The following is a 4,301-nucleotide window of genomic DNA, read 5'->3' on the forward strand; positions in this document are numbered from 1 at the left end:
GCACCGATTTCCCCCGTATCACGCGGAAACGGCTGGAGACTCTTCAGGTCGATCTGGGCTATCGCTGCAATCTGAGGATTTTGGAGGAACCGGGGTATGAAGATCTGGCTAGGTTCCTTGCGGAACATCGCGTCGAGATCGTTGCCTCTCTGCCGTGTTATCTTGAGCAGGACGTGGACGCTCAGCGCGGCAAGGGGGTATTCGATAGGAGTCTTAGGGCTTTACACAAGCTGAATCGCTTCGGCTACGGCGGCTTCGATTCGGGCCTGATGCTAAATCTGGTCTACAATCCACAGGGGGAACGCTGCCGCCGCCGCAAATCGAATTGGAAAACGCCTATGAGCGCGAGCTGGAAAGCCGCTACGGGATCGTTTTCAATCGATTGTACACCCTTGCCAATATGCCGATCCGGCGTTTCGGCAGCACCCCCATCAGTCAGGGGAGGTTCGACGAATACATGACTTTGTTGAGGAACAGCCACAATTCGAAAAATCCGGAAGACGTAATGTGCCGCAGCTTGATCAGCGTAGACTGGCAAGGTCATGTATACGACCGCGATTTCAACCAGATGCTCGATTTGCCACTGGGCGCCGGCAGCAGTTGCGGCGGGGCGCTGCGATCTTGAGCGCACGCCTTCGTCTTTCTTTTCGTAAGAGCTCCTTTTCTTAATCTGTCCGCTTCCCATGCTGCAATTTATCAACGTCAGCAAACGCTATTCGGATAGCGGAGAAGTATTGTCCAACGTCTGTTTTCAGCTCGAAAAGGGCGAAATGGCTTTCCTGACCGGCCACTCGGGAGCCGGGAAAAGCACCTTGCTCAAGCTGATTCCGGTCATCGAACGGCCCAATCGGGGGCAGATCCTCTTCGAAGGAAAGCCCATCAACCGTATATCCAAACGGCAAGTGCCTTATCTTCGCCGCCAATTGGGATTGATCTTCCAGGATTACCGCTTACTGCACGATAGAACCGTATTCGACAACGTAGCCCTGCCCCTGCTCATCGCCGGCTTCAGCCAGCAAGAAACCGCCCGACGGGTTCGGGCCGCCCTCGATAAGGTCGGTTTACTCCGCAAGGAAAAGCGGTTTCCTCTTGCGCTGTCCGGAGGCGAGCAGCAGCGGGTCGGCATCGCTCGAGCGATCGTACACAAACCCTCCCTGATTCTGGCCGACGAGCCGACCGGCAATTTGGATCCGGGCCTCTCGGCAGAGATCATGGATTTATTTAAGGAATTCAACCAGGTCGGCGTAACGCTCTTGATCGCGAGTCACAACCTCGACCTGATTTCGCGGTTCGCCTGCCGAACCCTCAAGTTACAGCAAGGCCAATTGGTCGAAGGCGGCTGAGACGTGCCGATTGCAAGAATGCAGAAACCTCGAAGGAGGCGCGATACTAATGCGGCGCATGCCCGGCGAACCGGCAATGGGCCGGCGAACTGGCTGCGAGCCTACGTCGACTTGCACGTCGAAACGCTTAAATCCAGTTTTGTACGTCTTCGGCGAACTCCTGTCGCCAGCATCATGACGGTGCTGGTGATCGCCATCGCATTGACCATACCGGCTAGTTTCCATGTTTTCATCAAGAACGCTCAGCAGGCCAGTTCGACCCTCGAAGCGACGAACCAAATATCGCTGTTCCTGAAACCCGAACTGACCAACGAAGCCGGCGGCAAGGTCGCGGAAACACTCAATAAGCACCCGCAAATCGCGGTGGCCGAGCTGGTTACGAAAGAAGCGGGGTTACAGCAACTCAAGAGCTACAGCGGTTTTGGCGATGCCTTACAGGCTTTGGATTTCAATCCCTTGCCGGCGGTCGTCGGCATCAAACCGAAGGACTCCCTCACTCGTCCCGATGAAGTGGAAAAACTGCTCGGCGAGCTCCGAGCGCTGCCGGAAACCGATTTCGTCCAGCTCGATACCGAGTGGATGCACAAGCTGCACGCCATATTAACGATCGCCCAGCGCAGCGTAGTCGTGTTCAGCGTGCTACTTAGTCTTGGCGTATTGTTCATCGTAGGCAACACCATCCGTCTCGAACTGCAAAACCGCCGCGAGGAAATCGTCGTCGCGAAACTGATCGGGGCCACCGACCGTTTTATCCGCCGCCCTTTCTTGTATGCCGGCTTTTGGTACGGCTTCCTCGGCGGAACTCTTGCCTGGTTGTTGGTCAGCTTCTTCCTGTTGTTCCTGCGTGGCCCCTCCCGACACTTGGCGGAACTCTACGGCAGCCCTTACGCACTTTCCTTTCTGAGCCTATCGGAAACAGAACTCCTGATTGGAGCATCGGTCTTATTGGGAATAATCGGGGCATGGATAGTCGTCTCTTATCATTTACGGGAACTTGATCCTACTTGATTGACGAGGTTTTATAGACATACTATTAGCACTCGTCATTGTTGAGTGCTAAGCTAAAACAGGAATTAAGACTGAGGACACTTATGAGCAACGCATTAACTCTTCCGGTTAATCTCTCGCTCGGCTCCATCGAAGAATATGTCTCTGCCGTAAACTCGATGCCGCGTTATAGCGCCGATGAAGAGCGCGCACTGGCTGTACGCTTTCGCGAGCATAACGATTTGGAGGCTGCACGGCAGTTAGTGCTCGGCAATTTGCGCTTCGTCGTCCATATTGCCAGGGGATACCTGGGCTACGGTTTGCCGCTGCCCGATTTGATCCAGGAAGGAAACATCGGCCTCATGAAAGCCGTGAAGCGTTACGACCCTGCCGTCGGCGTCCGGCTGGTTTCGTTTGCCGTTCATTGGATCAGGGCGGAAATCCACGAATTCATCATTCAGAATTGGCGCATAGTTAAAGTCGCCACCACCAAAGCTCAGCGGAAATTGTTCTTCAATTTGCGCAAGTTCAAGAACCGCTTGGGATGGCTGAGCCACGACGAGGCTCACGTTCTAGCCAACGAATTAGGTGTGGATGTCGCGACTGTCTATGAAATGGAAAATCGCCTGAACAATCAGGATGTCGCCTTCGAACCCAGCGATAACGACGGCGACGATAGAGAAACACCGGCTCCGGTGCATTACCTTCAGCAAGAAAATGCCGATCCCGCGGATTTGCTCGAAGATAACGACTGGGGACAGCATAAGCAGCAACGGCTGGTAGCCGCCATCGAGCAACTGGACGAGCGCAGCCGGGACATCGTTACGAGCCGGTGGCTGAGCGAAGAAAAACTGACCTTGCACGACCTGGCCACGCGCTATCAGGTTTCTGCCGAGCGTATTCGCCAGTTGGAGAATACCGCTATGAAAAAGCTGCGAAACTCCCTGGTCGACACCTGAGCTTCGAGCAGACTCGACCCCACGCACTAAAAAAGGTGACGCAAAGTCACCTTTTTTGTATCCGACTTCCGCCCACCGAGGCCGATGGCTTCTAGATCCTATTGCAGGGCGGTCTCGTGGTCCTTCCGAAGATGCAACATCGTAAACATGCCGAGCGGCGGCAAGGTATGCCGTTTAACTTCGCGCAGGGACGTATTTCCCAGAATCTCCTGAACAGGCATGTCCGGACGCCAACCCAGCTTGTTCGAAAGCGGAGCCAAGAATTTTTCGATATCCCGCCTAAAACCCTTCTCTGCGGCAAAGTGATTCACGATGATCACATCACCGCCGGGTTTGCATACCCGCTCGATTTCCCGGATCACTTTTTCCGGGTCGGGAACCACCGACATCACGTATGCCGCGACCACGGCATCGAAAGAATCGTCGGAAAATTCCAGTTCTCGGGCATCCATGATGCGGAGGCTGGAAACATGGTTCAACTTCCCTCTCGCTACCCGTTGCTGGGCTCTTTCCAGCATATCGGGAGAAATATCGATGCCGTGCACTTCGTGCTCCTTACGATAGTAAGAGAGGCTAATACCCGTGCCCACCCCAACTTCGAGTACCTTGCCAGGCCGCTTGTTGGTAACGCCCGCCGCCATCGAACGGCCGCGAAAACTCAGCATCCAGCCAAAAGTCTGATCATATACTGGCGCATAGCGTGCGTATGATTTTAGGATGTATTCCAATTGCATTGTGTTGTCCTCTCCTCCCGTCCGGTAGCGTTATTGACGAGACTTCTTGTTGTTTTTCGAGAAAATTTTTGCTTGGCATCCCACCCAATAAACACACGGCTGAAACTTCAGCATCATCTTCCACATCAGTATTGATAATAAAGGTTAACTAAGGACATGGGAATCCGATTGAGTTCTGGTGCGGGCAGTAATTGGACGTTTATTGCATGAACCGCCACCCCGGAGCTATTGAGTTCATTTAATATAGCCGTTTAAGAACGCAGCGTTGGGCAATTCGA

General features: G+C 53.9%; 5 protein-coding genes. 4 read left to right on the top strand and 1 reads right to left on the bottom strand.

The annotated features are described in order from the left end of the window. The first annotated feature begins 325 nt into the window (after window positions 1-325). The 4 genes from ABJK70_RS20935 to rpoH all read left to right on the top strand — a co-directional run bounded on the left by ABJK70_RS20935 (window position 326) and on the right by rpoH (window position 3,289). Window positions 326-625, top strand: coding sequence for a DUF3641 domain-containing protein (locus tag ABJK70_RS20935; protein ID WP_347258999.1), 300 nt, complete (start codon window positions 326-328; stop codon window positions 623-625). 58 nt (window positions 626-683) lie between these two features. After that, on the top strand, window positions 684-1,343 hold the full coding sequence (gene ftsE, locus ABJK70_RS20940) for a cell division ATP-binding protein FtsE (protein ID WP_077728282.1): 660 nt from the start codon (window positions 684-686) through the stop codon (window positions 1,341-1,343). 18 nt (window positions 1,344-1,361) lie between these two features. Further along, window positions 1,362-2,351, top strand: coding sequence for a permease-like cell division protein FtsX (ftsX, locus tag ABJK70_RS20945; RefSeq protein ID WP_086133814.1), 990 nt, complete (start codon window positions 1,362-1,364; stop codon window positions 2,349-2,351). 83 nt (window positions 2,352-2,434) lie between these two features. After that, window positions 2,435-3,289 (top strand): RNA polymerase sigma factor RpoH, encoded by an 855-nt coding sequence (gene rpoH, locus ABJK70_RS20950; RefSeq protein ID WP_086133815.1) that lies wholly within the window; start codon window positions 2,435-2,437, stop codon window positions 3,287-3,289. A 98-nt stretch (window positions 3,290-3,387) separates the two neighbouring features. Here the strand turns inward: rpoH and ABJK70_RS20955 are convergent, their stop codons facing one another. Continuing rightward, complete coding sequence (locus tag ABJK70_RS20955; protein ID WP_347259000.1) at window positions 3,388-3,954, bottom strand: class I SAM-dependent methyltransferase; 567 nt, start codon at window positions 3,952-3,954, stop codon at window positions 3,388-3,390. Between the last annotated feature and the right edge of the window lie 347 nt (window positions 3,955-4,301).

The organism is Methylocaldum sp. (assembly GCF_039794385.1).
Taxonomy (GTDB): domain Bacteria; phylum Pseudomonadota; class Gammaproteobacteria; order Methylococcales; family Methylococcaceae; genus Methylocaldum.

What these genes read in the sequence shown, in the direction of transcription:
- rpoH (WP_086133815.1), top strand. Translation starts at nt 2,435, where the DNA reads ATGAGCAACGCATTAACTCTTCCGGTTAATCTCTCGCTCGGCTCCATC.
- ftsX (WP_086133814.1), top strand. Translation starts at nt 1,362, where the DNA reads ATGCAGAAACCTCGAAGGAGGCGCGATACTAATGCGGCGCATGCCCGG.
- ftsE (WP_077728282.1), top strand. Translation starts at nt 684, where the DNA reads ATGCTGCAATTTATCAACGTCAGCAAACGCTATTCGGATAGCGGAGAA.
- ABJK70_RS20955 (WP_347259000.1), bottom strand. Translation starts at nt 3,954, where the DNA reads ATGCTGAGTTTTCGCGGCCGTTCGATGGCGGCGGGCGTTACCAACAAG.